The sequence below is a fragment of the Corallococcus sp. RDP092CA genome, from assembly GCF_041903675.1.
Lineage (GTDB): Bacteria > Myxococcota > Myxococcia > Myxococcales > Myxococcaceae > Corallococcus.
In genome coordinates, this window is the sequence record NZ_JAYESI010000014.1 from 21149 (window position 1) to 46079 (window position 24931).

Consider the following 24931-nt stretch of genomic DNA (forward strand, 5'->3'; position numbering starts at 1 on the left):
GCGCTAGCTCACCGCGTGCGCCGCCAGCAGCACGCCGCCCCACACGAGCACCACGCCCAGCAGCGCCAGCACCACGTGCGCCACGGTCCACTCGCGCCGGGGCGGCGGCCCCTCCAGCGCCTGGCGGCGCGCGTCGAGGCAGCTGGCGCAGCGGTTGATGCCCTCGAACTGCGTGGTGCACTCGCGGCAGATGACGCGCCGGCACTCCACGCAGACGCCCAGGCCCGCGCGGTCCGGGTGGTAGTGGCAGCGGCCCGAGCCCTGAATCATGCGCTCACCTTACGCAATCCAGGGCTCGCCACACCACCCCCGCGCGGGCTGCCCCGGGCCTACAACTCGTCGAAGAACTCGTCGTTGTAGGTGTAGCGGCTCAGGCGTTTGACGAGCGCCTCCATGGCCTCCACCGGCTTCACGGAGAAGAGCATCTGCCGCAGCTTCTTCACCTTCTCGTACTCGCGAAGGGTGAAGAGCTTCTCCTCCTTGCGCGTGCCGGACTGGGCGATGTTGATGGCCGGGAAGACGCGCTTCTCCGCGAGCAGGCGGTCCAGGGTGACCTCGGAGTTCCCCGTGCCCTTGAACTCCTCGAAGATGACCTCGTCCATGCGGCTGCCGGTGTCGATGAGCGCCGTGCCGATGATGGTCAGCGAGCCGGCCTCCTCCGTGGCGCGCGCGGCGCCGAAGATGCGCTTGGGGCGCTCCAGGGCGCGGCTGTCCACGCCGCCCGTCATGGTGCGGCCGGAGCTGTCCACTTCCTTGTTGTAGGCGCGCGCCAGGCGGGTGATGGAGTCCAGGAGGATGACCACGTCCCTGCCGGACTCCACCAGCCGGCGGGCGCGCTCCAGCGCGAGCTCCGCCACCTTCAGGTGGTCGCCCGTGGGCCGGTCGGAGCTGGAGGCGATGACCTCCGCCTTGATGCTCCGGCGCATGTCCGTCACTTCCTCCGGGCGCTCGTCGATGAGCACCACCATGACGTGGCACTCCGGGTGGTTCTGGATGATGGCCTGCGCGATGCGCTGGAGCATGATCGTCTTGCCCGTCTTGGGCGGGGCGACGATGAGCGCGCGCTGGCCCTTGCCGATGGGGGCGATGAGGTCCAGCACCCGCGTGACCATCTCCTTGTGGCCGTTCTCCAGCTTCAGCCGCTCCGTGGGGTCCACGGAGGTCAGGTCGCTGAAGTGCGGCAGCCGGGGCGCGCCGTCCAGCGGGCGGCCGTCCACCGTGTCCACCTTCTGGATGATGCCCTTGTGGCCGCGCAGCTGCGCGAACGCGGTGAGGTACTGGCCCTGCCGCAGGCGCAGCTTCTGCACCAGGTTCTTCGGCAGCTCCGGGTCATCCGGCGACGCCAGCAGGTTGCGCTTCACCTGACGCAGGAACGCGTTGGGGCCCTTGGCCTCCGTGTCCAGCACGCCCTCCACGGGCGCCAGGTTCTGCTGCGCCTGGCCCTGCTGCCCGCCGCCGCGCTGCGGGTTGCGGTTGTGCTCGTGCCGCGGCTGACCGCCGTCCTGCGGGCGGTGCTCCTGGCCCTGCGGCTGGCCGCCCTGGGGCTGCTGCTGTTGCTGCTGGGCCTGGCGCTGGCGGTACTGCTCCAGCTCCTGCGGCGTCAGGAAGACCTGCACCTGCTGGCCGTCCGCGCCCGGCTGCATGCGGTAGGCCTGGCCGTCCGGGGTGAAGTGCACCTGCGCGCCACGGCGGCGACGGCGACGGCGGCGGCGGCGGCCCTGGCCGGCGGGGGCGCCGGGCGCGCCGTTCTGCGGGGCGCCTCCGGCGGAGGCCTCACCCTCGTCAGGGCCCTCGTCGCCCTCGTCGTCGCCGCCCTCGTCGTCCGCCTCGGGAGGCGCGGGGGGGCGGGCGACCGCGGGCGGGGGCGGCGGGTTGCGGGTCTCGGGGTTGTCGGAATTCTCGCTCATGGGGCTCCACGCGTGACGACCCTGGAGGGCGGCGGCCTCGAGGGGCCGCCGGGGACGTCAGGAAGCAGGTTTTGGGACAGGAAGCCGGACGCGGGGCCTGCGAGAAGGCCGAAACCGCCGGTTCCTGAAACCCCCCGGCGGCCCTAACGCCGGCCGGGAGGCGCTCACCACCCTAACAGAGCGCCCGGATGGGGCGCCCGCAATTTCGCCGCCCGTGTGCGCGGCCTGTCCACCGGACGACCTCGCCATGCGCCCCGAGGGCCTTCAGCGGATGCGCACGCGGAAGGGCATCATGGCCTTCAGGCCGGGGCGCAGGAGCTCGGGCGAGCCCAGGCCCACCTCCCGGGCGAGCACGGACAGCGCCTCCGGCGGGCGCTCCGGCAGCGCGGGCAGGAGCGCCCCCGCCAGCGCGCGCACGCCGGGCTCTCCGCCCAGGCCGGAGAGGAAGCCGCGCGCGTCCCCCATGACGTCCAGCTCCAGGTCCTCCGCGGGGGACACCCTCGCGCGCTTGCGCGCCACCGCCACGGCCTCCGGCAGGCCGCCCAGCCCGTCCACCAGCCCCCGGGCCAGCGCGTCCGTGCCACTCCACACCCGGCCCCGCGCCACGGCGTCCACCTTCGCCTTGTCCATCTTCCGGTTGCGGGCGACCTCGGTGATGAACGTGTCGTAGGAGTCGTCCACCCAGGTCTGCACCGCGGCGAGCTGCTCGGGCGTCCACGGCTTCCACCACTCCAGCAGGTCCGCCATGTCGCCGCGCTTGAGCGTCTCCTGGTTCACCCCCAGCTTCGCGCCCAGGCCCTCCAGCGCGGGCTTCGGGTAGAAGACGCCGATGCTGCCCGTCAGCGTCGTGGGCTCCGCCAGCACCTCGTCCGCGGCCACCGCCGCGTAGTAGCCGCCGGAGGCCGCCGCGTCGCCCATGGAGGCGATGACGGGCTTGTGCTTCTTCGCCTCCAGCACCGCGCGGTACATCAGGTCCGACGCCAGCACGTCGCCGCCGCCGGAGTCCACGCGCAGGACGATGGCCACCACGGCCGGGTCCTCCTGCGCCTCCTCCAGCGCGCGCACCACCGTCTCCGCGCCGGCCAGCCGCGCGAAGCCGAGCGGATCCTCCCGGCTGCGCCCCCCGGTGATGTCGCCCAGCACCGGCACCACCGCGATGCGGCGGCGCAGCCCCCAGCGGTCCTCGCGCTCGTCGCGCGGCGAGTACGTGGGGTGGAAGCGCTGGCCCGGGAACCACTCCGCCACGCGCGCGTCCAGCTCCGTGGTGGACACCACGCCGTCCAGCAGGCCCGCCTCCTTCGCCCGCTTCGAGGACAGGATGCCGTGGGCCCACGCCGCGTGCAGCTGCTCCCGGGAGAGCTTGCGCCCCGCCTCCACGGCCTTCTCGTAGTGCGTCACCTGCGAGTCCAGGTACGCGTCCAGCGTCTCGCGCTCCGCGGGGCTCATGTCGGAGCGGGTGAACTGCTCCATCGCCGTCTTGTACTCGCCCACGCGCGCCACGTCCCACTGGACGCCCAGCTTCTCCATGGTGCCGCCCAGCGACGTTACCGTGGCGGACAGGCCGTTGATGGGCAGCGACGCCTCCGTCAGCGCGTACACGCTGTCCGCCGCGGACGCCACGAGGTAGCCGCGGTCATCCCCGGACAGCATCACCACCACGACCTTCTTGCCGGCCTCGCGCAGCCGGAGCAGCGACTGGCGCAGCTCCTCCGCCGTGCCCCAGCCCACGCCGGGCAGGCCCTCCATCTTCACCACCACGCCCTTCAGCCGCTCGTCGCGCGTGGCCAGGTCCAGGAACCTCAGCAGGCGCAGGTACGGGTCCGTCTCGCTGAGGCCCAGGAGGGACAGCGCGGGGCTCACGCCGCCCGCGAGCATGTCGTCCAGGTCCAGCAGCGCCACCACGCCCCCACCGCCGTGCAGGGCGCGGTAGCGCTCCGACGACAGGCGCACCTGGAGCACGTGGTCCAGGCCGTCGCCCGCCCCGCCCGCCGCGTACGTCAGGCCCGCGTGGCCCAGGTCCACCGTGGCCGCGAACTGGAGCGCCAGCGGGATGCCGCTGACGAAGCCGTGGGACAGGCCGCCGCCCAGCCGCAGGCCGCGCACCACCTCCGCCTGGAGCGTGTACGTGGCCTGCCCCTCCCGGAAGCCGCCTTCCGCGAAGAGCCAGTCCACGCCCAGCGTGTAGCGCTCATCCAGCGGGCGCAGGCCCAGGCCGAAGTTGTAGCGCCGCGGCAGCTTGAGGCCGCCCTGCTCCGGCGCGTTCAGATCCTTCGCCACCGCGGCCAGGGACAGGAAGCGGAAGGGGCGCGCGGTGAGGCCCACGTCCCAGCTGGTCAACCCGCTGATGCGGCGATCATCCGAGCTGCTGAAGTCGTGCAGCGCGGCGCCCAGCTGCAGCGTGCGCGGCCCCAGCGACAGGCCGAAGGACGTCTTGCGGTAGTCCGGCGCGTTCTCCCCGCGGATCCACTCCAGGGAGAAGCCCGCGCCCAGGCCCAACAGGCGCGCGCCCAGGAACACGGCGTCGCCCACGGCGTCGGACTGGAGGTTGCGCTCGTGGAGGTAGAAGAGCTGCCCCGCGTCCTGGAAGCCCAGGCCGGCGGGGTTGAGGGACAGGGCGGGCGCCTCGTCGATGAGCGCCGCGCTGGTGGGCGGCAGGGTGACGCCCCGGGGCGGGGCGGGGGCGCGGTCGACGGCGCCCGTCTGGGCAAGCGCGAGGCTGGGGAGGAGGGCGAGCAGCGGCAGGTGGCGCATACGGCCCGGGACTCTAGGTGCGAGCCGTCCCGGGACAAGCGCCGTGTGTCACCAGTCCTCGGTACCCGACACGTCGTCCAGCGGATCATCCCCGGAGTGCTTCTTGACGGACTGTCGGGAGCTGCCGCCGCGGTCATCGGAGCCCCAGTCCTCCGCGCCGCTCCGGTTCTCCAGCGGGTCGCGCTTCTTGGTGACCTGCTCGCCCTCGCTGTTGATGACCTGGTTAACCACCCGCTCCATCTCCAACTTGAGCTGGCCGTACTCGTCGCCCTGGAGCACCAGCTTGCGCGAGCCCAGCCGCTTGCCGTTGCGCACGTCGAAGTAGCCCACGGACAGCTCCGTGCCCCGCTCCGGGATGACGCGCACGGTGCCCACCAGCGCCCGGTCCAGGCTCAGGGACTTGAGCAGCGCCGCGACGGCGTTGGCCGGCTTGTCGCTGGGGCGCGAGACGTCCGGAATCACCTTGTCCAGCTGCGCGTCGTAGGCCTTGTAGGTGGCCGTCGGCGACAGCGTGGCGACGACCTCGGTGTCGTCCGGCGTCACCTCCATGATCTGCCCGAACTGGCGGAAGCCCGGCCGCTCCATGCGCACCAGGTGCTTGCCCACCGGCAGCGTGGGCAGCGTCAGCGGCGTGAAGCCCACCGCCTCGCCGTCCACGTAGACGCGGGCGCCCCCGGGCCGGGACTTGAAGGTGGCGCTGCCGCGCAGCTGCGAGGCCCGGCTGGTGGCCACCTGCACGCGCAGGGTGATGAACTCCCGGCTGAAGCGCTTGGGGTTCAACTCGAAGGTGGGGTTGAGCGCCATCAGGTCGATGAGCAGCAGCTTCGCCTCCTCCACGTCGCCCCGCAGCTGGAGGATGGCGGCGTGCAACGCCACCGCGTCGCACAGCGGGAAGCAGGAGGTCATCGACGCGACGGAGCCCTCCAGCTCCTTGAGGGTGGCGCGCACCTTGCGCTCCGCGTCCTCGTAGTCGCGCGCCTCGAAGGCCTTGAGGCTCTCCTCGTAGCCCTTCTTCGCGCGGGCGAAGGAGGCCTGCGCGCCCGGGTCGTCCGGCAGGCCGAAGAGGTCGCGCGGCTTGCGCACGGAGTAGCTGGCGAAGTTGCCGAGCGCGTCGTTCATGTAGCCCTCCATCTGCACCCCGGAGGACTCGGACGACGGGTCCATGGGGATGAGCAGCGCGGAGACGCGGCTCGCCGCGGGCGGGGCCGACAGCGCGAGGGCGGGGAGCAGCACGAGCGCGAGCGGAAGGGCTTTCATGAGGAGTCCTGTGCGCTTGACGCCGGAGCTAGAAGGAAATTCCACCGGGCAGACCGTTCACCGGGTTGAAGCCGGGGCCGCGGTCCGAGGTGGCCACGTACACCACGCCCGCCGTCACGGCCGCCACGCCCGCCGCCGCGGCCCAGAACCAGGGCTTGCGCAGCACGGAGTCGCTGGCCACGAGCGGCTCCTTCGACTCCTCCTGGCGGCCGTGGGGCAGGGCGGAGCCCGCGAGGAAGGTGTGGAGCTGATCCGCGGCGCCGTCCGGGCTGTTCTTCCCGTCCCGCCTGCCGAAGTCCACCTCCACGCCGCGCAGGCGGTTCTTCGTGCGCAGGTCCCACGCCTGCACCTCGCCGTGCAGCCGGCCCTTCTTGTCCTGGAACGCGGCCGCCAGCACCACGTAGCGCGCGTTGAGCCGCTCGCCGATGGCGCCCACCTCCGGCGGCGCGCCGTCCGCCTCGAAGGCCGCCTCCGTGCCCGCCTTCGCCGCCGCGTCACGCAGCGCGGCCAGGCCCGGCGCGGAGGCCAGCTTCGTCTTCAGCTCGGTGGGGGCGGACGGCTTCACCTCCGCGTACGTCGCGAACGGGGCGTAGCCGGGCAGCAGGAGCTGCACGGGGTAGGAGCCCGGGGCCAGCTTCGCGCCCGCCAGGGGCGTCACGCCCACGTCGCGGCCGCGCACCAGCACGCGCGCGCCCTGCGGCTGCGAGTTCACCACCAGCGTGCCCTGCGGCTGCGCGGCCAGCTCGCCCTGCGCCTCCGCGAACACCCGCTGCACGTCCTGGCCGAAGAGGCCCGCGTCCGGGCGCAGCGACGGCTCCGCCACCAGCGCGTTCGTGAAGGCCGCCTTCGCGCCCGCCACGTCGCCGTTGAGCAGCAGGGACGCGCCCTGGAAGAGGTACGTCTCGCCCAGCTTCTCCGGGCGCAGGTCGCCGGGGCGCTGCACGTAGGCGTCCGCGGCCGCCTTGAACTTCACCGCCGCGGAGTCCGGGTCCAGGTTGTCGTACGCCGCGCGCCCCTCGTCGAAGAGGGCGTCGCCGCGGGGGTTGCCCTGGGGCTCCGGCGGCGGGAAGGCGGTGGCCAGGTCCACGAACTGGACGTCGCCGGCGCTGCCCAGCTTCCGGGTGAGCGTGTCCTCCAGCTTCGCCGCGGAGTCCGCCGCGGCCGACTGGCGCGCCACGCCGAAGATGGCCACGGCGTTGGACGGGGCCGCGCGCACCCCCGGGGCCGGCGCGTCGGCCATCTTCGGGGCAGCGGGGGCGGCCGGGGCGAGGGGGGCCTGCGTGGCCGCCTTGGGCGCCACGGGCACGTCCGACGGGGAGGGCCCTTCATCCGGCGGCGTGAAGGTGTCCTCGGGCTCGGAGGAGGCGGGCGCCTTCTGGGTGGCGGCGGGGCGCTTCTTCTTCGCGGCGGACTTCCGTTTGGCGGCGTCGGCGGCGGGGGCGCTCAGCACGCAGGCGAGCGCGACAGTCAGGGCAATCCGGGTGGTGTTCACGATTCGGCGAATGCTAGCCGACCCGAGGGGCGGAAGACCAATGCCTCCCCGGGACGGGCGGGCCCGTCCCGGGTGTGCGGGGACTTCCTATTTCTCAGACGTCCAGCTCCTGGACCTCGCCGGCCTGCTCGGTGATGAACCTGTAACGCGCCGAGACGTCCTTGCCCATCAGGTCATTGATGATGCGGTCGGTCTCCAGCGCGTTGTCGATGGTCACCCGCAGGCTGATGCGGTTCTTCGCATCGAGCGTCGTCTGCTTCAGCTCGTCGGCCGTCATCTCGCCCAGCCCCTTGAAGCGCATGATGTTGGGCTTGGCGTTGCCCCGGGCCTTCTCGCGGATGATGCGGTCGCGGTCCAGCTCGTCCAGGGCCCAGTACGTCTCCTTGCCGATGTCCACCCGGTACAGCGGCGGCTGGGCGATGTGCACCGCGCCCGCTTCGATGAGCGGCCGCAGGTGGCGGTAGAAGAACGTGAGCAGCAGCGTGGCGATGTGGTGGCCGTCGCTGTCCGCGTCCATCAGCAGGAAGACGCGGCCGTACCGCAGCTTCGTGATGTCGAAGTCGGACCCGATGCCGCAGCCCAGCGCGCTGACGATGTCCTGGAGCTCCTTGTTGGTGGCCACCTTGTCGGTGGACGCCTGCTCCGCGTTGAGCACCTTGCCGCGCAGGGGGAGGATGGCCTGGGTGCGCCGGTCGCGGCCCTGCTTCGCGGAGCCGCCTGCGGAGTCACCCTCCACGATGAACAGCTCGCTGGACGCGGGGTCCGTGGACGAGCAGTCCGCCAGCTTCCCGGGGAGGTTCAGCCGGTGGCTCACCGCGGACTTGCGGCTGATGGCGGCGGAGGCCGCGCGGGACGCCTCGCGCGCGCGGGCGGCCAGGATGATGCGCGCCAGCAGCGCTTCCGCGATGGACTTGTTGTCGTTGAACCACTTCTCCAGCGCCGGGCGGACGGCGCCGTCCACCTGCGCCGTCGTCTCCGGGTTGTTGAGGCGGCCCTTCGTCTGCCCCTGGAACTGGGGCTCCACCACGTACACGGAGAGGATGGCGGTGATGCCCTCGCGGATGTCCTCCGCGGTGAGCGTCACGCCCTTGGGCGTCAGGCCGTGCGTCTCGATGTAGTTGCGCATCGCCTTGACGATGGCGGCCCTCAAGCCCGCCTCGTGCGTGCCGCCCAGGTTCGTGGGGATGCCGTTGACGTACGAGCGGATGTGCTCGTCCGTGGCCTCCGTCCACGCCAGCGCCACCTCCAGGCGGACCTCGTTGTCGCGCGAGTAGTAGAACGGCGTGCTGCCCGCGGGGACGACGGGCTTCTGGCGCTCCGACACGACCTTGGTGAGGTACTCGGCGATGCCGCCGTCGTGCTTGAACGTCTCCGACACGGCGGGCGTGGCCGTCTCGTCCCTCCAGATGACGGTCATCCCCTTGTGCAGGTAGCTCTTCGCCTCCAGGCGCTCGCGCACCAGGGCCGCGTCGAACTTCTGCTTCTCGCCGAAGATCTCCGGGTCCGGCTCGAAGGTGATGGACGTGCCGGTGCCGCGCCCGGGGCCCTCCACCTTGAGGGGGCTCGTCGCCTTGCCGCGCGCGTACGACTGCACGTGGCGCTTGCCGTCCTTCTTGATCTCGATGAGCAGCTTGCTGGAGAGCGCGTTCACCACGGAGCTGCCCACGCCGTGCAGACCGCCCGAGTGGATGTAGTTGCCCTGCTCGAACTTGCCGCCCGAGTGCAGCGTCGTGAGGATGACCTCCACGGCGGGCTTCTTGTACTTGGGCATCATGTCCACGGGGATGCCGCGCCCGTTGTCCACGACGGTGATGGACTTCGCGCCCTTGTGCAGGGTCACCTCGACGGTGGTCGCGTAGCTGTTGATGACCTCGTCCACCGAGTTGTCGAGGATCTCCCAGAGGAGGTGGTGGTAGCCCGTGCTGTCGGTGCCACCGATGTACATGGCCGGGCGCTTGCGCACCGGCTCCAGGCCCTCCAGGACCTGGATGTCCGCGCCTGTGTAGGTTTCCTTCTTGGTCGCCATGGCCTTCCCGCTACTCCTTCTTCTCCGGCAGCGGCACGAAGGTGACGGGCCTGGCCACCTCCTTCACCGTGTCGCGCTTGGACATCTCATGGCCCTTGCCGCCGCGGCCCGTCACGGAGAACTTCGCCGGTGACAGGTGCAGCTTGCGGCCCTTCTGGGTCTCGAACTCCAGCACGGCGTCCTTCTGACTGGCCGGCGCCGCGAGGAAGTCCACCACCTTGTCGCCCGCGTCCACCTTGATGACCTGGACGCCCTTGCCGGGGCCGGCCAGCTCGTTCACCTCCGCCACCTTGCAGACGAGGGCGTTCGTCTTCTCCGTGAGGACGGCGAGCAGGTCCTTCTCACCTACCGGCTGCGTGCCGATGAGCTCATCGCCCTCGACCGTCTTCGCGTAGCGGCGGCCGGCGCGCGTGGAGACCTCCGTGTGCGGCGCCAGCAGGAAGCGCAGGCCCAGGCCCTGGCGCGTCACCGCCACCAGCTTCTCCGGCTGGGGCAGGCGCGCGTCCAGGGACAGGGCGCCCACCACGCGCTCGCCGTCGTCGAACTTGAACAGCTTCTGCACCGGGTCGCCGTAGCCGGTGGAGGCCGGCACGTCGTTGAAGCGGGTGACGTAGGCGGTGCCGAAGTTGCTGAACAGCACCAGGTTCGCCTTCAGGCTGCCGGCGAGCACCGCCATCACCGCGTCGCCCTCGCGCAGGCGGGTGGTGGACGGGTCCTTCACCTCGCGCACGCGCTTGATCCACCCGTCGCGGGTGATGACCACGTGGGCGTCCTCGTCCGCGATGAACGCGTCCGCGGAGAACTCCATCTCCTCCGCGCCCGCGCCGCCGATGCGCGTGCGGCGCTTGTCGGTGTACGCCGCCTTGAGGCCGGTCAGCTCGTCGTGGATGACGGCCCAGCGCTTCTTCGGGTCCTTGAGGATGGCCTCGATGCGCTTGATCTCCGCGCGCTTCTCCTTGAGCTCCTTCTGGACGATGAGGATCTCCAGGCGGGCCAGCTTGTAGAGGCGCATCTCCAGGATGGCGTCCACCTGGAGCTCGTCCAGCTTGAAGCGCGCCATCAGCTTCTGGGCGGCGTCCTGCTTGCCCTCCGACTGGCGGATGATCCGGATGATCTCATCCAGCGCGTCGTAGGCCTTCTCGAAGCCCTCGAGGATGTGGACGCGCCGCTTGAGCTCCGCCAGCTCGTGCTCGAACCGCTTCGTCACGATCTCCAGGCGGAAGTCGAGGAAGTAGCGGAGGATGGACTTCAGGTCCAGGCGCTTGGGCGTGCCGACGTCCGGGTTCTCCGACGGGACGAGGCACGTCAGGTTCACGCCGAAGTTCGTCTGCAAGGGCGTGTGCTTGTAGAGGTACGCCATCACCAGCTCGGGGTTGGCGTCCTTCTTGAGCTCCAGCACGATGCGCACGTCCGTGGTGGACTCGTCGCGCACGTCGGTGATGAGGGGCAGCTTGCGCTCGCGCACCAGCTCGCCAATCTTCGCGACGAGCGTGGACTTGTTCACCGTGTACGGGATGGAGGTGACGACGATCATCTGACCGCCGCGCTTGAGCTCCTCCAGCTTGTACTCGCCGCGGATCCGGACGGAGCCCTGGCCCGTCTCGTAGATCTCGCGCAGCTCCTTCTTGTCGTTGAGGATCTGCCCGCCGGTGGGGAAGTCCGGCCCCTTGATGGACTTGAGCAGGTCCTTGGTCTGCAGCTCCGGGTCCGCGATGAGCGCCAGCAGCGCGTCCACCAGCTCGCCCAGGTGGTGGGGCGGGATGTTGGTTGCCATGCCCACCGCGATGCCGGTGGTGCCGTTCATCAAGAGCTGCGGCACGCGCGCGGGGATGACGACGGGCTCGTCGCGGGTGCCGTCGTAGTTGGGGCGGAAGCGGACCGTCTTGCTGTCCAGCTCCCCCAGGAGCTCCGTGGCCAGCTTCTCCAGGCGGCACTCGGTGTAGCGGTAGGCGGCGGCGGAGTCGCCGTCCAGCGAGCCGAAGTTGCCGTGGCCGTCCACCAGCGGGTAGCGCAGGGAGAAGTCCTGCGCCATGCGCACCAGCGCGTCGTAGATGGCCGTGTCGCCGTGCGGGTGGTAGCGGCCCATGATGGCGCCGACGACCTGGGCGCACTTCTGGTACTTCGTGTCGAACGACAGGTTCAGGTCGTTCCACATGCCGTAGAGGATGCGGCGCTGCACCGGCTTGAGGCCGTCGCGCACGTCGGGCAGGGCGCGCGAGGTGATGACCGACAGGGCGTAGTTGAGGTACCGGCGGCGCGCTTCCTCGGCCAGGCCCGCGGGCAGGCCGTCCCCGCCACCGGCGCCGGCTCCGCCGCCGCCTCCCTTTCCTCCGCCCCCTGCCGGGCCTCCCTGCTTCTTGCGCGACTTCGTTTCGGCTTCTGCGAGCATGGTCATGGAATCCAGATGGGTTTCACTCAGGCCACCGACCGAGCGTGACGCGGCGCGCGGGCCGCGTCGTGCGCGCTGCGACTACCAGTCGGGTCGGCCTCTCGACGTCAGATGGGCGGGACTACCATGGGCCCCTGACATTGAGAACGAATTCGGGAGGTTGCGTCGGCTCCCGCGCGGAACTTCTGTACGTCCGTGCAGTCCTGTGCCTGCTTGAAACCCGCCGCCAACCCCCCGGAATTCCGAGGGGAGTGGGTGCGGGGCCTGGCTGGCGGGCTGCTTCCGGCTAGCCGTTGTCGCCGGAGTTGGCGCGGGGCTTCTTGCCCTCCGCGTCGGGGGCGCGGCCCCAGTTGCCGCGCTTGAAGATCTGCACGCCGCGGCCGGAGGTGGCGCCGGCCATCCCGTTGACGGTGGCGGTGAGGGCCTTGCTCCCCGGCGGGTGGTAGATGACGCGCACCTTGCGGGCGGAGGGGAGGAGCGCGCTGGTGGCGTCCACCAGGAGGTAGACGGTGTTGCCATCCGTCTGGATGCGCTCCGGATCCTGCCGGTTGTTGAGGTCCGCGAGCAGCTCGCCCGCGTCCGCGCTGGTGGCGTCCGAGCCCAGCTGCCGGACCTTCACGCGCAGGGCCACCTCCGGGGGCGCGTCCTGGCGCTTGTACTCCCGGACCCCCTGGATGACGATCGCCAGGTCCGCGCCGTTCTCCGGGGCCTTCGGGTTGGAGGGCAGGTGCAGGCCGGACTGGGCGCTGGAGTCGGTGTCCAGGAAGAGGGTGAGGTTGGCGCAGCGCTGCTTGCACTCCTCGCCGAAGGGCTCCTTGCTGAACTTCAGCCGCATGGCGAAGTCGCTGCCCTGGGGCCCGATGGTGGCGTCCACGATGACGGGGCGCTCCTCGTCCTGCGACGGCTTGTAGCGGAGGGTGGAGGCGGTCCGCCCCGCGGCGGAGGCGGTCGCGCCAGCCAGGAGCGAGCAGGCGAGCAGGGTGGGCAGGCGCTTCACGGACGAGACCTCCTGACGGCGTGGGGCATCAAAAAGTGGCATTCAAAGGGAACTGGCCCCGGGGCGGCAAGCCCGGGGCGTAGAGTGCCCGCCAGGAGGACAGCCATGCCCACACCGTACGTGCGACAGCTCAAGCTCGGCCCCATGGACAACTTCGTCTACCTCGTGGGGCCCGAGGACGGGCCGGAGGTGGTGGTGGTGGATCCCGCCTGGGACGTGCCGGCCATCGAGGCGGCGGTGGCCCGGGACGGCAAGCGCGTGGTGGGCGCGTTCGTGTCGCACTGCCACGGCGACCACATCAACGGCCTCCAGGAGCTGCTGTCGCGCCACGACGTGCCGGTGTACGCGCAGGCGGAGGAGGTCGCCTTCTCCCGGGAGCTGCGCGCGTGGGGCGGTGACGCGCTCCGGCCGCTGAAGGCGGGGGACGCGGTGTCGGTGGGCGCGCGCACGTTCCACGCGCTGCACACGCCCGGGCACACGCCGGGGTCGCACTGCCTCCTGGCGGAGGACGCGCTCGTGTCCGGGGACACGGTGTTCATCAACGGGTGCGGCCGGTGCGACCTGCCGGGCAGCGACCCGGAGGACATGTACCGCTCGCTGTCGCAGGTGCTGGCGAAGGTGCCGGACTCCACGCGCCTGTACCCCGGGCACGACTACGCGGACGTGCCGGTGGCCCAGATGGAGGCCATCCGCCAGAAGAACCCGTACTTCGGCTTCCCGGACATGGCGTCCTTCGTGGCCTTCCGGATGCGGCCGCGCAAGTAGGGCCGGCCCGGCTCACACCCGCCGTGCGCGTGCCATGGGCGGCATCTTCACGCCGCCCGGGGGCTTCGCGTGCAGGGCCCAGTACGCGGACACGCCCAGGAGGGCCAGCGACAGGAGCGTCCACAGCGCCGCCCAGACGATGGAGGGCACCCACGTCTCGCTGGCGAGGATGGCCGCGTCGCTCTGCGCGCGCACCGCGCTGTTCCACAGGTCGTCCCTGAGGTCGAAGACGACGTAGAGCGCGGTGAAGGCCGCGAGGAACAGGTTGAGCGCGTCCACGAGCCCCGTGGGCAGGAAGCGCGCGCCCAGCCCCATGGCCAGCGCCATGCCCAGGCAGAAGGCCAGGGTGAAGGGGTCCCCCGCGTAGAAGAAGCCCATCACCGCCAGCCACACGGACGCCGCGCCCATCACCGCGCGGCCCAGCCGGAAGCGGAAGGTGGCCAGCATCAGCGCCGCGCCCGCCACCGCGCTGCCCAGGTAGCCCGCGGAGGACACGATGACGCGGTTCATGACGCCGGGCGGCAGGCGGGAGAAGCAGGAGCCCCCCTCGTTCACCTGGAGGTGCACCCGGTCCACCGAGCCCCCCACGAGCAGCGAGGCGATGGCGTGCCCGCTCTCGTGCATCATCACCACCAGCACCTTCACCGGCCAGAGCACCGGCGAGTCCCAGAAGTACCAGGACGCCCCCATCAGGAGGAGGAGCAGCGCCAGCCTGCCGAAATCCAGAGTCGCTCCGCTCGCGGTCCGCATCGCCGGGTCCCCTCCTGCCTGGACACCAGAACATCCAAGCGCGTTCCATCTTCCGTGAAAACGCGCGGCCCGGACACCGGAACGGTCGCGCCGGGGCGACGGACGGGGTAGGGAGGAGGGACCATGAAGAAGACGCTCCTTCTCCTCTCGCTCGTGGCTGCCCCGGCCTTCGCCGGGGAAGGGAAGTGGACCCCGCAGCAGGTGCTGGAACTGAGCCCCGCCTGGCTCAGGGCGCAGGGCCTCCAGCTGCCGCCGAGCAAGCTGTGGGACCCCAAGCGCGGCACGGGCCTGCTGGCGGGCACGGTGAACACCGGCGGCTGCTCCGGGTCGTTCATCTCCGCCTCCGGCCTCATCATCACCAACCACCACTGCGCCTTCTCCATCATCCAGGAGCACAGCTCCCCGCGGAGGGACCTCATCACCGACGGCTTCCTCGCGAAGCGCCAGGCCGAGGAGCTGCCGGGCAAGGGCTCGCGCGTGCAGGTGCCGCGCGGCTTCAAGGACGTGACGGCGGAGATCAACGCCGCCGTGCCGCAGGGCGCGGACGACCTCGCGCGCTACAAGGCCATCGACCGCAAGCAGAAGGAGCTGGTCGCCGAGTGCGAGAAGCGCCCCGCCACCCGCTGCCAGGTGGCCACCTTCGACGGCGGCGTGAACTACACGCTGGTGGACGCGGTGGAGCTCCAGGACGTGCGCCTGGTCTACGCGCCGCCGCGCGCCGTGGGCGAGTACGGCGGGGAGGAGGACAACTGGATGTGGCCGCGCCACACCGGCGACTTCGCCATCATCCGCGCGTACACCGCGCCGGACGGCGCCTCCGCCGCGTACAGCGACAAGAACGTGCCCTACAAGGCGGAGTTCTTCTTCCCGCTGTCCACCGACGGCGTGAAGCCGGGCGACTTCGTGATGGTGCTGGGCTACCCGGGCACCACCTACCGCACGCTGCTGGCGGACGAGATGGCCGAGCGCCAGGCGCGCTTCTACCCGCGCATGCGCGACGTGCTGGGCGAGGCCATCCGCATCCTGGAGGCGGAAGGGGAGAAGGACCCCGCCGGGAAGATCGCCGTGGCCTCGCAGCTCAAGGGGCTGCACAACGCCTACAAGAACGCGGGCGGGCAGCTGGCGGGCCTCAAGCGCGGCCACATCGTGGAGAAGCAGCACGCGACGGAGGCCGCCACCGTCGCCTGGGCCCGGAAGGACGCCGCGAAGTGGGGCGACGCCCTCCAGGCCCGGGAGGCCCTGCTCGCGGAGCAGCAGGCGTCCGGGAAGACCTTCGAGCGCGAGTTCCTGCTGAACATGTCCGGCCGCCTGGCGCGCGGGCCCGCGCTGGCCACGGCCGTGGCCCGGCTGTCCATGGAGCGCGCGAAGCCGGACCTGGAGCGCCGCCCGGAGTACATGGACCGCGAGGTGCCGCGCATCAAGGACCGCCTGGAGCGCGAGCAGAAGAACCTCTTCGTCGCCGCGGACAAGGCGCTCCTGCACGCGTTCGTGAAGCGCGCGCAGGCGCTGAAGCCGGACGAGCGCATCGCCGCCGTGGACGCCGTCTTCGGCAGGACGTACTCGGAGAAGGACGTCGCCGCGAAGATCGACTCGCTCTACGCGGGCACCCAGGTGCTCACCCTGGCGGAGCGCCTGAAGATGGCGGACGAGTCCGTGGCGCAGCTCACCGCGCGCAAGGACCCGCTGCTGGCGTTCGGCCTGGAGCTGGCGAAGGAGCAGGCCGCGCTGGATGACACGCGCGACCGGCGCCAGGGCGCGGCCTCTCGGCTGCGGCCGGCGTGGCGCAAGGCGGTGATGGCGCAGGCGGGCAAGCCGGTTGCGCCGGACGCCAACAGCACGCTGCGCGTGTCGTTCGCCAAGGTGCAGGGCTACACGCCGCGCGACGGCGCGCTGTACCTGCCGCAGACGACGCTGACGGGCATGCTCCAGAAGCACACCGGCGAGGAGCCCTTCAACGCGCCGGAGAAGGTGCGCGCGGCCGCCGAGGCCAGGAAGTTCGGGCGGTGGGCGGACCCCCGGCTGAAGGACGTGCCGGTGGACTTCCTGGCGGACGCGGACACCACGGGCGGCAACTCCGGCAGCCCCACGGTGAACGGCAAGGGCCAGCTGGTGGGCGTGAACTTCGACCGCGTGTGGGAGAACGTCGCGAACGACTTCGGCTACAATCCGGACGTGGCCCGGAACGTCAACGTGGACGTGCGCTACCTGCTGTGGCAGCTGGATCAGGTCGAGGACGCGGACGCGCTCCTGCGCGAGCTGAACATCCGCAAGGGCCCGGCCGTGACGAGGGAGTCGCGCTGACATGTCGGACGCGGGGGACGGGACTCCAGCGCTGCCCACCTTCCGGCCCGAGGAGCGGGTGTGTGGCAACTGCAAGCTCTGGAGCCCGCACTCCGTGGATCACCGGGGCTGGGTGGGGCCGTGCCGGATGCAGGGCTCGCGCGGCATGTTCCCGCCCTCCGCGCCCATCTGTGACAAGTACGCGCCTCGGGGTTCGGCGGCCCCGGCGCCCGTCGTTGCGAGCACGCGAACCCGCGCCCCGCGGAGCGTGGCGCCCGTGGTGGTGCGCCACCGCGCGGATCCGCGCGAGGTGGTGGACCTGGAAGGGCTGGACATGACGCGCGAAGAGCTGATGGACATCTTCCGGGAGGCGGCGGGGCTCAGCGAGCCGCCGCTCGCGGGCAAGTGGGAGGGCGGCACGGTGCGGCTGGTGCCGGGCAACCCCGAGCTCCAGGCGAAGGACCTGCCCATCGACAGCCTGTTCCACAAGGTCACGATGGTGCGCGACCGCCTGCGCGTGCTGGAGCAGAAGCTCAACGCGCACCCCAAGCTCACGGAGGCCGAGAAGGCGGAGATGCAGGGCTACATCACCCGCGTCTACGGCTCGCTCACCAGCTTCAACCTCCTCTTCAAGGAGAAGGGGGATCAGTTCGTGGGCAGCAAGGGCGACGAGTAGCGGCTGCGCGCCTCACGGCCGCTGGCCGCGCTCCTCCATCACGGTGAGGGCGCGCTGGCGGCCGCGGTGCAGGGCGCTCTTCACGGTGCCCTCGGGGATGCGCAGGAGCCGGGCGATCTCCGCGGAGCCCAGGCCGCGCACCTCGCGCAGATAGAGGACCTGCCGCTGCTGGGGGGTCACCTCCTCCAGCGCCTCGTGGAAGTGGCGCTGCATCTGCGTGCCCATGGCGTGGGCCTCCGGCGAGACGGTCTCCTCGGGCGCGTGCGTCAGCCGCTCCCGGCGACGTCGCGCGCGCAGCCAGTTGATGCTGCTGTTGACCATCACCCGGTGCAGCCAGGTGCTCCAGGTCGCCCGCCCGTCCAGCCCCGGGGGCTGCCGCGACAGGCGCAGGAAGACGTCCTGCACCACGTCCTCCGCGTCGTCGAGGTCCCCCACGATGCGCCGGGCGATGGCCAGCGCCCGCGGGCGGTGCCGGGCGTACAAATCATCCAGGGTGGGGAAGGGGAGGACGGCGGCGTGCGGGCCCATGGTGGACGGTCTCCTGTGTCTCCTCCTGGAACGAACGGGCGCCGGAAAGGGTCTATCACCCTGGGGGGTATGCGACTTCAGGGTGGGGGACCGGACCGGCCCGCCCCCCGAGGGGCTTGCTGGAGCCCATCCACGGAAGCCAGGGCCGCGCTCCCGCGCGGACCGCGGGTGCGCACCTTGCGGGCCAGGGGGACGCCGCGATGGCTCAGCTGGCCGAGTACGGACGCAGGAGGCCGTTCATGCCCCGGAGCCGCGCGGGCAGGGGCAGCGGCCTCATGGACCTGCTCCTGGGGCGCCCGCTCACCAGCGCCCAGGCGATGCAGGAGAAGACGGGCGTCCTCACCGGCGTGGCCCTGTTGGGGCTGGACGCGCTGTCCTCCGCGGCGTACGGCCCGGAGGCCGCGCTCACCGTGCTGCGCCCGCTGGGAGCCGCCGGGGTGTGGCTGCTCTTCCCCATCACCGCCGCCATCGTCGGGCTCTTGATGGTCGTCGCGGGCTCGTACGCGCAGACCATCGCCGCGTACCCCAGCGGCGGCGGCGCGTACACGGTGGCGAAGCAGAACCTGGGGCGGGGCGCGGGGCTGCTCGCGGCGACGGCGCTGATGCTGGACTACCTGCTCAACGTGGCCGTGGGCATCTCCGCCGGCACGGGCGCGCTGGTGTCCGCGCTCCCCGCCCTGCGGCCCCACACGCTCCACATCACCCTGGGCCTGCTGGCGCTGCTCACGCTCGTGAACCTGCGCGGCGTCAGCGAGGCGGGCGCCGTGTTCGTCGTGCCCACGTGGTTCTTCATCGCGTCGCTGGGGGTGGTGCTGCTTGTGGGCTTCTTCAAGCTGGTGACGGGGGACGCGACGCCCGCGCAGCAGCCTCCGCCGCTGGAGGTCCCCACCGCGTCCCTGGGGGCGTGGCTGGTCATCCGCGCCTTCGCCAGCGGGTGCACGGCGATGACGGGCGTGGAGGCCATCAGCAACGCCGTGCCCATCTTCCGCGACCCCGCCATCCGCCGCGCGCGCGTCACGCTGGGCATCATCGTGGGCGTCCTGGTGATGATGCTGCTGGGCATCGCGCTGCTGTGCCGGGTGTACGGCGTGGGCGCCACGGACCCGAACGGCGCGAACTACCAGACGGTGCTGTCGCAGCTCATCGCGGCGGTGATGGGGCGCGGCGTCTTCTACTACGTGGCCATGGCCGCCATCCTCAGCGTGCTCGCGCTGTCCGCGAACACCAGCTACGCGGGCTTCCCGCTCGTCTGCCAGGTGCTGGCGCGCGAGCGCTACCTGCCGCCGGGCTTCGCGCACCGGGGCCGCCGCCTGGCGCTGTCGCGCGGCATCCTCACCCTGTCCGGGCTCGCGGCCGTGCTGCTCATCGTGTGCAAGGGCATCACGGACCGGCTGATCCCCCTGTTCGCCATCGGCGCGCTGATGGCCTTCACCCTGTCGCAGGCGGGCATGGTGGTGCACTGGGGCCGGCACCGCGACGAGGCCGGCTGGCGGTGGCGCCGGGCCCTCAACGGCGCGGGCGCGGTGATGACGGCGCTCACGCTGTGCATCGTGGGCGTGTCCAAGTTCACGCACGGCGGCTGGGCCGCGTTCGTCATCGTGCCCGTGGGGCTGGTGCTGCTGTCGCGCGTCCATGCCGCGTACGCGCGCATGCGGCAGGTGACGGAGCTGAAGCGGCCCGTGCTCCTGACGCCCGCGTCGCCGCTCGTCGCGGTGGTGCCGGTGGACCGCTGGTCCCACGCGTCGGAGACGGCGCTGCGCTTCGCGCTGGAGCTGAGCGACGACGTGCGCGCGGTGCACATCTGCAGCGGCGACGTCGACGAGGCGGCGCTGGACTCGCAGTGGCAGCACTTCGTCCAGGGGCCGCTGCTGGAGGCCGGGCGGAGCCCGCCGCCGCTCGTGCACGTGGGGTCGCCGTACCGCGCGCTGGTGTGGCCGCTGATGGACTACCTGGACGCGCTGCTCGCGGACGTCCCGGGCGGCACCGTGGCCATCGTGATGCCGGAGCTGCTGGAGCGGCGCTGGTACCGCTCCATGCTCTACGGCCGCCGCTCGGAGCTGCTGCGCAGCGCGCTGCTGCTGAGCGGCGAGCGGCGCCTGGTGGTGGTCAGCGTGCCCTGGTACATGCGCACGGAGGCGCGCCCGGAGCCGCACTCGGCCTGGGGGGACCCCGCCCCCCCGGAGAACGGGTAGGGCGGGAGGGGCCCTCCTGTCACTCCTGCTCGTCCTGCTTCGTCAGGCCCCAGTCCTTCAGGCGCTTGAAGAGGGTGGAGCGCGCGAGGCCCAGCTCGCGCGCCACGCGCTCGCGGTTGTTGTTGAAGCGGCGCAGCGCGGTCTCGATGATCTGCCGCTCCAGCTTCTCCAGCATCTGCTCCAGCGTCATGCCCGGGGGCAGCTCCGGCACGGTGATGCCCGTCTCGCGGTTGACCTCCTGGTCGAAGGACAGGTCGCTCGCGTCGATGGACGGGCCCTTGCGCAGGAGCAGCGCGCGGTGCACCACGTTGCGCAGCTCGCGGATGTTGCCTGGCCAGGCGTGCTGCTGGAGCCGGTCCAGCGCGGCCGGCGTGAAGCGCACCGTCTGTCCGCGCGGGGCGAACGCGCGCACGAAGTGCTCCGCCAGCGTCACCACGTCTCCCCGGCGGTTGCGCAGGGGCGGCAGGTGCAGCGGCACGACGCACAGGCGGTAGTAGAGGTCCTCGCGGAAGCGGCCCTCGCGCGCCGCCGCCAGCAGGTCGCGGTTGGTGGCGGCCACCACGCGCACGTCCACGTGCTGGGGGCGGCTCGCGCCCACGCGCTTGATCTCGCCGCTCTCCAGCGCGCGCAGGAGCTTCGCCTGGAGGTCCAGGGGCAGCTCGCCAATCTCGTCCAGGAACAGCGTGCCGCCGTCCGCCTCCTCGAAGGCGCCCTTGCGCGCGCCCACGGAGCCGGTGAACGCGCCCTTCTCGTGGCCGAACAGCTCGCTCTCGATCAGCTCCTTGGAGATGGCGGCGCAGTTGACCGGGATGAGCGGCCGGTTCGCGCGCGGCGAGCACGCGTGCAGCGCGTTCGCCACCAGCTCCTTGCCCGTGCCGGACTCCCCCAGGATGGTGACGGCCGCGGTGGAGGGCGCCACGCGCTGGATCAGGTCCGTGAGCTGCCGCACCGACGGGTCGCTCCCGAGGATGCCGTGGAAGGCCGGCGCCTCCTTCTTCGCCGCGGGGACGACCTCCAGGAGCAGCTCCGCCTCGCCCACGCGCAGCGTGGTGGGCAGCGTCACCTCCGCCTCGAACAGGCGCACCGGCCCCAGCCAGGTGCCGTTGGTGGAGCGCAGGTCCAGGACGTGGAAGACGCCGTCGCGGCGGGTGACCTTCAGGTGCCGGCCGGAGATGAACCGGTCCTGGAGCACCAGGTCGTTGCCGGCGTCCTTGCCCACCGTGAAGCTGTCGCCGGTGAGCCGGTGCACGGCCTCGCTGCCGCCCTGCTTCACGCGCAGCTGCGCGGGCTGCCAGCGCTGCGCTTCGCGGCCCTGCACGGCGGTGGCGCTGCCGGCCTCCGTGGCGGCGTCCGCGTCGTCGCTGACGCCGTGCTGGCGGAACACCGCGCGCCACTGGCCCAGCTCGATGTCCGCGCCGTCCGGCAGGTCCGCGCGCTCCACCACCGCGCCCGCGACCTTCGTGCCCTTGCCGGAGAGGTCCTCCACGCGGCACTGCTGGCCATCCCACAGGAGGGCCACCTGCTGGCGGCTCACCTCCGGATCCGGGATGGCCACGTCGCTCGAGTCGCCCCGACCGAGCACCACCCGCGCCCGGTCCACCGCCACCCTCAGCACTTCCTCGCCTCGACGGAAGAACACCAGCTCCGGCATTACGAACTCTCTCCCCAAGCCCCCGGACACCGGGGCCGCGCGCAGCGCTTTACACGGCGCGTGCGCGGGCATCAACCGGGGTCCGTCAGGAGCGGGCCGGAAGCGCCCCCGCCCGCCGCTACCGCTTGGGGCCGAAGCGCGGGCTGCTCACCATGCCGGTGAGCCGGCCGCCGCGCCAGCCCGGGTTGTCCCGGTCCTGCGGCAGCATGTTCACCGCGAGCGCCAGGGGGCCCAGCCGCTGCTGGAAGGCCTGCTCGAACTTCAGCCGCACGTCGAGCGCCAGCTCGCTGTACTCCAGCCGGCGGCCCAGCTTCACCGTGCCGGTGCCGGAGCCCTCCAGGTCCTCGCTCTTGAGGTTCAGGTCCCGCACCGTGCCCAGGCCCTTGTCGAACTGGAGGTCGCCCTTCAGCTCGCCCAGCACCACGCGCGGCAGCTCCATGGGCATGGCGGGGCCGCCGCCCATGGGGATGGCCGCCTTGCCGCCCTTGATGGTCAGCCCCTGGGTGTCCAGCGCCACCGTGCCGGACGCCTGGGACCAGTCCACCGGCTGGCCGCGGATCATCGTCCCCGGCGCCGTGAGCGCCAGCCTCGCGTTGAGGGTGCCCTCCATGTCCACGCCCGTGTACGCCGGCAGGTTGCCGCCGCTGGCCTGTACGCCCTCCACGTCCACGTTCAGCGACGTGCCGCTCAGGCCGCCCACGTGCACGTCCACCGTGCCGCCCAGGCCCTTCAGCTTCACCACCACGCCGGGCGGGAAGAGGGACGGGCGCAGCGCCACGCTGTCGAAGATGAGCGCCTCGCCCAGCTCATCCGGCCCCAGGCCGCCGGACTCGCCGCGGGCCAGCGCCGCGACGGACTCCGCGCCCAGCGGCGTGGGCGGCCTGCTCACGCGCACGTTGGTGGCGGTGACGCCGGACAGGCCGGGGCGCAGGCCGCCAATGCGCACCGCCAGCCCGTGGGCCGCGGCCTCCGTCACCAGCCGCGCGCGGACGGCGTCGTACGGGAACGTGAACAGCAGGCAGAGGACGAACGCGACCACTGCGAACGCGGCATAGCCCACGACGAGCTTCCAGCGGGCGGTCTTGGAGTCAGTGGCCATGGGCTATTGCTTCATCCGGTAGGTGGCGACGGTCGTCCACGCCGTCAGGGTGTCCGTGGCGGGCCGGGGCTCCACGCGCAGGTACTTCACCTTCACGATGCCCGGGCCCGTCTCCACCGTGCGCAGGAAGTCCGTCAGCTTGCGCAGGTCCACGTCCGTGAAGGTCAGCTCCACGGAGCTTTCGATGATCTTGCCGTCCCCCACGCCCACGTCGCCCTTGGGCGTCATGTTGGGGACGGTGAGGCCCGCCGCCGTGGCCTTGTCCTCAATGTACGTGATGAGCCGCACGTTGCTCTGGGTGAGCTGCTGCTCCACGTTCTGCCGCTCCGCCTGCGCCTGGCCGTAGCTGGTCGCCAGGGCCTGCACCTCCTGGAGCTTCGCCAGCTTGTCCTGCGTGCGCCGGCGGTAGCCCTGCGCGCTGTTGGCGAAGCTGAAGAGGGTGACGAAGAGGACGAACACCAGCACCGCGGAGCCGGCCAGCGCCACCAGCTTGCGCTCGCGGTCGGAGAGCCGCTCGAACCACGTCAGGACGGGCGCGAAGAGTTCCTTGAGCTTTCCCATGTCAGGTCTCCCCCCCCTGCGTCTCGCCGGGGCACTGCACCTGCACGTCCAGGCGGAAGGTCACCTTCTGCCCGTCGCGAGTCTTCTCCACCTTGCCCTCCTTCACGTCCTTGAAGCAGCGGTGGCCCTTCAAGGCGGCGGAGAGCGTGTCGATCTGCTTGGAGCTGTCCGTCTCTCCCTGGAGCATGATGCGGTCCAGGTCCACCTGGATGCGGTCGAACCTCACCGGCACCTCCGGCGGCACGCGCTGGGTGACCTCCGCCAGCAGGTTCACCGCGGACATCGCGGGCAGCGCCGCGGCGGGGCTCTCCACGCCCTTGAGCATGTTCAGCGCGCGGTCGTAGTTCGTCTCGCAGGTGCCCAGGATGCGCTGGGTCGTCTTGCAGAGCACCGCGTCCACCTCCTGCTCACGCCGGGACAGCACCGTGTTGCGCACGACGCCGAAGGCGATGAGCAGCAGCAGCAGCGTCACCGCGAAGGACGCCAGCAGGCCCAGCCGGTCCTTCACGTAGTCGTAGCCGCCCTTGAAGGCGAACTCGCCCCGGCGCAGGTTGAAGCGCGGCGCCCGGACCCCGGCCGCGTTGCCGCGCATGGCCAGCGCGTACGCCTGCGCCGCGGTCGGCACCTCCCGCGCCCCAATCCGCTCCGCCGCGTCCACCGGCAGCGCCAGCACGCGCACCGGCAGGTTCAGGTCCTTGGACAGCTGCTCGGCCAGGCCCGGCATGCGGGCCGTGCCGCCGCACAGCACCACCGCGGAGACCTGCCGGCGGGTGCGCGCGGCGAAGGACTTGAAGGACGGGCGCAGCTCGCGCAGCACCGGCTGCAGCCCGCGCACGAAGGCGTTCGCGGCGCGCTCGGCGTCCGGCCCCTGCGCGGCGCCGGCCATGGCGCCGTGCGCCTCCTTCCACGCGTGGGCCTCCGGCAGCGTCGTCTGGAACTCCGTGGCCAGCGCGCGCGTCAGGTCGCGCCCGCCGCCGGCGAAGGTGCGCGCGAACTCCACGCCCTTGCCGGGCTGGCCAATGGCCACCGCCGTGCGCTCATGCCCGATGTCCACCACCGCCACCGGGCCGCCCTCGCCCAGGCCATCGAAGAGGCCGGGCAACTGGGTGAAGAGGTTCTGGTACGCGAGCGCCGGGTGGGTGATGACGCGCGGGTCCACCTGGAGGCCGCCCAGCACCGCCAGGAGCGACTGGAGCTCCTCCTTCTTCACCACGCCCACCAGCAGGTCCGCGGCCTTCTCCTTGCCGCCGGTGTCCTTCTGGCCGACCACCTGGTAGTCGTAGACGACCTCCGAGATGTCGAACGGCAGCTGGCTGCCCACCTCGAAGGGCAGCGTCGCCTCCACGCGCTTGCTGTCGGAGAAGGGCAGGCTCACCGCGTGCGTGGTGAGGGACGGGCCGGGCAGGGCGATGACGACCTGGTCCACGTGCCCCTGCGGCAGCTTCGCGAGCAGCTCCTCCACCGCGGCGCGCAGCGTGTCCGCGCGCTCGCCCTCCTGCGCGCGGCGCACCTCCTCGTAGGCCTGGGTGTTCTGGCTTTTCGCTCCGGAGTTGAGCACCACGCCCTTCACGGAGTGGCTTCCCAGGTCCAGGCCAAGAATGCGGGCCATG

18 protein-coding genes are annotated in these 24931 nt (G+C 71.8%); 4 read left to right on the top strand and 14 right to left on the bottom strand.

Annotated features, from left to right (window positions below; genetic code table 11):
* Window positions 1-3: 3 nt before the first annotated feature.
* From U8525_RS17010 to U8525_RS17045, 8 genes are all read right to left on the bottom strand, one after another.
* A complete protein-coding gene (locus tag U8525_RS17010) occupies window positions 4-270 on the bottom strand; it encodes a hypothetical protein (RefSeq protein ID WP_374266892.1) in 267 nt (88 codons plus the stop codon).
* A gap of 59 nt (window positions 271-329) precedes the next feature.
* The gene (gene rho, locus U8525_RS17015; RefSeq protein ID WP_374266894.1) at window positions 330-1907 is read right to left on the bottom strand and encodes a transcription termination factor Rho; all 1578 of its coding nucleotides are present in this window, start codon (window positions 1905-1907) and stop codon (window positions 330-332) included.
* Between the two features lie 264 nt (window positions 1908-2171).
* Window positions 2172-4658 carry a signal peptide peptidase SppA gene (sppA, locus tag U8525_RS17020; protein ID WP_374266896.1) on the bottom strand — a complete coding sequence of 829 codons (2487 nt, stop codon included), beginning with the start codon at window positions 4656-4658 and terminating at the stop codon, window positions 2172-2174.
* Between the two features lie 48 nt (window positions 4659-4706).
* Entirely contained in the window at window positions 4707-5915 is a 1209-nt protein-coding gene (locus U8525_RS17025; protein ID WP_374266898.1) for a PEGA domain-containing protein, read from the bottom strand.
* Between the two features lie 28 nt (window positions 5916-5943).
* On the bottom strand, window positions 5944-7407 hold the full coding sequence (locus U8525_RS17030; RefSeq protein ID WP_374266900.1) for a PEGA domain-containing protein: 1464 nt from the start codon (window positions 7405-7407) through the stop codon (window positions 5944-5946).
* A 94-nt stretch (window positions 7408-7501) separates the two neighbouring features.
* The gene (locus U8525_RS17035) at window positions 7502-9433 is read right to left on the bottom strand and encodes a type IIA DNA topoisomerase subunit B (protein ID WP_374266902.1); all 1932 of its coding nucleotides are present in this window, start codon (window positions 9431-9433) and stop codon (window positions 7502-7504) included.
* A 10-nt stretch (window positions 9434-9443) separates the two neighbouring features.
* Window positions 9444-11822 carry a DNA topoisomerase (ATP-hydrolyzing) subunit A gene (locus U8525_RS17040; RefSeq protein WP_374266904.1) on the bottom strand — a complete coding sequence of 793 codons (2379 nt, stop codon included), beginning with the start codon at window positions 11820-11822 and terminating at the stop codon, window positions 9444-9446.
* Between the two features lie 286 nt (window positions 11823-12108).
* Window positions 12109-12819, bottom strand: a complete 711-nt coding sequence (locus U8525_RS17045) for a hypothetical protein (protein ID WP_374266906.1) — start codon at window positions 12817-12819, stop codon at window positions 12109-12111.
* Between the two features lie 105 nt (window positions 12820-12924).
* Here U8525_RS17045 and U8525_RS17050 point away from each other — a divergent pair, with 105 nt between their 5' ends.
* Window positions 12925-13584, top strand: coding sequence for an MBL fold metallo-hydrolase (locus U8525_RS17050; protein WP_374266908.1), 660 nt, complete (start codon window positions 12925-12927; stop codon window positions 13582-13584).
* Window positions 13585-13596: 12 nt separating this feature from the next.
* On the opposite strand, the gene U8525_RS17055 is transcribed toward U8525_RS17050, so the two are convergent.
* Window positions 13597-14334 (bottom strand): M50 family metallopeptidase, encoded by a 738-nt coding sequence (locus tag U8525_RS17055; RefSeq protein ID WP_374266910.1) that lies wholly within the window; start codon window positions 14332-14334, stop codon window positions 13597-13599.
* Between the two features lie 123 nt (window positions 14335-14457).
* Here U8525_RS17055 and U8525_RS17060 point away from each other — a divergent pair, with 123 nt between their 5' ends.
* Together U8525_RS17060 and U8525_RS17065 are read left to right on the top strand one after the other, a co-directional pair.
* Window positions 14458-16635 (top strand): S46 family peptidase, encoded by a 2178-nt coding sequence (locus tag U8525_RS17060; RefSeq protein WP_374266912.1) that lies wholly within the window; start codon window positions 14458-14460, stop codon window positions 16633-16635.
* Window position 16636: 1 nt separating this feature from the next.
* Window positions 16637-17290, top strand: coding sequence for a hypothetical protein (locus U8525_RS17065; RefSeq protein ID WP_374266914.1), 654 nt, complete (start codon window positions 16637-16639; stop codon window positions 17288-17290).
* A gap of 12 nt (window positions 17291-17302) precedes the next feature.
* On the opposite strand, the gene U8525_RS17070 is transcribed toward U8525_RS17065, so the two are convergent.
* Complete coding sequence (locus U8525_RS17070; protein WP_374266916.1) at window positions 17303-17818, bottom strand: RNA polymerase sigma factor; 516 nt, start codon at window positions 17816-17818, stop codon at window positions 17303-17305.
* A 239-nt stretch (window positions 17819-18057) separates the two neighbouring features.
* Here U8525_RS17070 and U8525_RS17075 point away from each other — a divergent pair, with 239 nt between their 5' ends.
* Window positions 18058-20010, top strand: coding sequence for an APC family permease (locus U8525_RS17075; RefSeq protein ID WP_374266918.1), 1953 nt, complete (start codon window positions 18058-18060; stop codon window positions 20008-20010).
* Window positions 20011-20029: 19 nt separating this feature from the next.
* On the opposite strand, the gene U8525_RS17080 is transcribed toward U8525_RS17075, so the two are convergent.
* The 4 genes from U8525_RS17080 to pilM form a co-directional block, all read right to left on the bottom strand.
* A complete protein-coding gene (locus U8525_RS17080) occupies window positions 20030-21661 on the bottom strand; it encodes a sigma 54-interacting transcriptional regulator (protein ID WP_374266920.1) in 1632 nt (543 codons plus the stop codon).
* Window positions 21662-21779: 118 nt separating this feature from the next.
* The gene (gene gspN / locus U8525_RS17085; RefSeq protein ID WP_374266922.1) at window positions 21780-22760 is read right to left on the bottom strand and encodes a type II secretion system protein GspN; all 981 of its coding nucleotides are present in this window, start codon (window positions 22758-22760) and stop codon (window positions 21780-21782) included.
* Window positions 22761-22763: 3 nt separating this feature from the next.
* Window positions 22764-23321, bottom strand: coding sequence for a type II secretion system protein GspM (gspM, locus tag U8525_RS17090; RefSeq protein WP_374266924.1), 558 nt, complete (start codon window positions 23319-23321; stop codon window positions 22764-22766).
* Between the two features lies 1 nt (window position 23322).
* Window positions 23323-24930 carry a pilus assembly protein PilM gene (pilM, locus tag U8525_RS17095; protein WP_374266926.1) on the bottom strand — a complete coding sequence of 536 codons (1608 nt, stop codon included), beginning with the start codon at window positions 24928-24930 and terminating at the stop codon, window positions 23323-23325.
* Window position 24931 lies beyond the last annotated feature (1 nt).

Excerpts from the sequence above, each read along its gene's own strand:
- U8525_RS17075 (WP_374266918.1), top strand. The coding sequence starts at position 18,058 with ATGCCCCGGAGCCGCGCGGGCAGGGGCAGCGGCCTCATGGACCTGCTC.
- U8525_RS17060 (WP_374266912.1), top strand. The coding sequence starts at position 14,458 with ATGAAGAAGACGCTCCTTCTCCTCTCGCTCGTGGCTGCCCCGGCCTTC.
- U8525_RS17070 (WP_374266916.1), bottom strand. The coding sequence starts at position 17,818 with ATGGGCCCGCACGCCGCCGTCCTCCCCTTCCCCACCCTGGATGATTTG.
- rho (WP_374266894.1), bottom strand. The coding sequence starts at position 1,907 with ATGAGCGAGAATTCCGACAACCCCGAGACCCGCAACCCGCCGCCCCCG.
- U8525_RS17080 (WP_374266920.1), bottom strand. The coding sequence starts at position 21,661 with ATGCCGGAGCTGGTGTTCTTCCGTCGAGGCGAGGAAGTGCTGAGGGTG.
- U8525_RS17055 (WP_374266910.1), bottom strand. The coding sequence starts at position 14,334 with ATGCGGACCGCGAGCGGAGCGACTCTGGATTTCGGCAGGCTGGCGCTG.
- U8525_RS17050 (WP_374266908.1), top strand. The coding sequence starts at position 12,925 with ATGCCCACACCGTACGTGCGACAGCTCAAGCTCGGCCCCATGGACAAC.
- gspM (WP_374266924.1), bottom strand. The coding sequence starts at position 23,321 with ATGGGAAAGCTCAAGGAACTCTTCGCGCCCGTCCTGACGTGGTTCGAG.
- pilM (WP_374266926.1), bottom strand. The coding sequence starts at position 24,930 with ATGGCCCGCATTCTTGGCCTGGACCTGGGAAGCCACTCCGTGAAGGGC.
- gspN (WP_374266922.1), bottom strand. The coding sequence starts at position 22,760 with ATGGCCACTGACTCCAAGACCGCCCGCTGGAAGCTCGTCGTGGGCTAT.
- U8525_RS17010 (WP_374266892.1), bottom strand. The coding sequence starts at position 270 with ATGATTCAGGGCTCGGGCCGCTGCCACTACCACCCGGACCGCGCGGGC.
- U8525_RS17040 (WP_374266904.1), bottom strand. The coding sequence starts at position 11,822 with ATGCTCGCAGAAGCCGAAACGAAGTCGCGCAAGAAGCAGGGAGGCCCG.
- sppA (WP_374266896.1), bottom strand. The coding sequence starts at position 4,658 with ATGCGCCACCTGCCGCTGCTCGCCCTCCTCCCCAGCCTCGCGCTTGCC.
- U8525_RS17065 (WP_374266914.1), top strand. The coding sequence starts at position 16,637 with ATGTCGGACGCGGGGGACGGGACTCCAGCGCTGCCCACCTTCCGGCCC.
- U8525_RS17035 (WP_374266902.1), bottom strand. The coding sequence starts at position 9,433 with ATGGCGACCAAGAAGGAAACCTACACAGGCGCGGACATCCAGGTCCTG.
- U8525_RS17025 (WP_374266898.1), bottom strand. The coding sequence starts at position 5,915 with ATGAAAGCCCTTCCGCTCGCGCTCGTGCTGCTCCCCGCCCTCGCGCTG.